We start from the raw sequence: 898 nt of genomic DNA, 5'->3' as shown, positions 1-898 counted from the left end.
TCCTATGTAAAGCGGTGTGAGAGGTTTCAGTTTTCTTCTAAAGGGGCAATATGTTTATAAACGGTACTACATAATATTTTTTAGGACGCTGGGGATTTGAATGATTGTAGTTGCTGCAGCCGGGATATATTCTGTCGATCCTACAATCGTTCAAAGACACAGCGGAACATTTTTATTTTTAGTAATTAGCTCCGCATCCTATTTGTAGTCTTCCATTTGCAGAAAGCTACCTGCATCAGTCTTAGTTCAATAAAAGCAGCTGCCTGCTTTGCGATGTGGTCCTCCCGCGATTGATGGGTGCCACTCCTCATGTTATGCAGTCTGCTTTTGATCATGCTTTCAGATGAGCTTAATTAAAAATTATTTTATCAGTCCGGCTTGGTAGGGTATACCAGAATGAATGACAGCCCTTATACGACCTAGTAGTTTATGCGCAACTTTGATGATGGCTTTATTGGGTTCCTTATGAGCATGTTTGCGGTAATATTGCTGCAGGGCCATATCCTCTCTTACAGCTACCCAACTAGCCTCTACCAATAAGCTTCTGAGTTGATGATTACTTCTTTTGGTTAAACCCATATTGATTTTGTTTTCACTGCTTTGATAGATACCTGGTACCAGGCCCACAATAGCGGCTAGTTCATCAAGCCGGCTGAATCTGCGGATATCACCCAGTTCAGCAATGATGGCTGCCGCCGTTATACCACCAATACCCGGCACACTTTTGTATAGATAATAATCCTTGCGGTAATGTTTTCGACAATAGGCTCTCAATGCATTGCTGATATGTAATTCTTCATACCACATAAACTCCAGCTGCTTTAAGCGGCTACGCATACTTTCTGCTGCGCTGCTGTACTTCCATTTTATATCAGCGATCCAGCTCTTCATTTCCCGG

1 protein-coding gene is annotated in these 898 nt (G+C 42.3%); it reads right to left on the bottom strand.

From position 1 onward, the window contains the following. Nucleotides 1–360: 360 nt before the first annotated feature. A partial coding sequence (locus ACFEL9_RS26145) for a transposase (protein ID WP_385896371.1) occupies nt 361–898 on the bottom strand: 538 nt, incomplete at its 5' end.

The sequence above is a fragment of the Terrimonas alba genome (assembly GCF_042434975.1).
Classification (GTDB): Bacteria; Bacteroidota; Bacteroidia; order Chitinophagales; family Chitinophagaceae; genus Terrimonas_B; species Terrimonas_B alba.
Note: the sequence above shows the minus strand (reverse complement) of the source record. Positions and strands in the feature narration are given on the sequence as shown.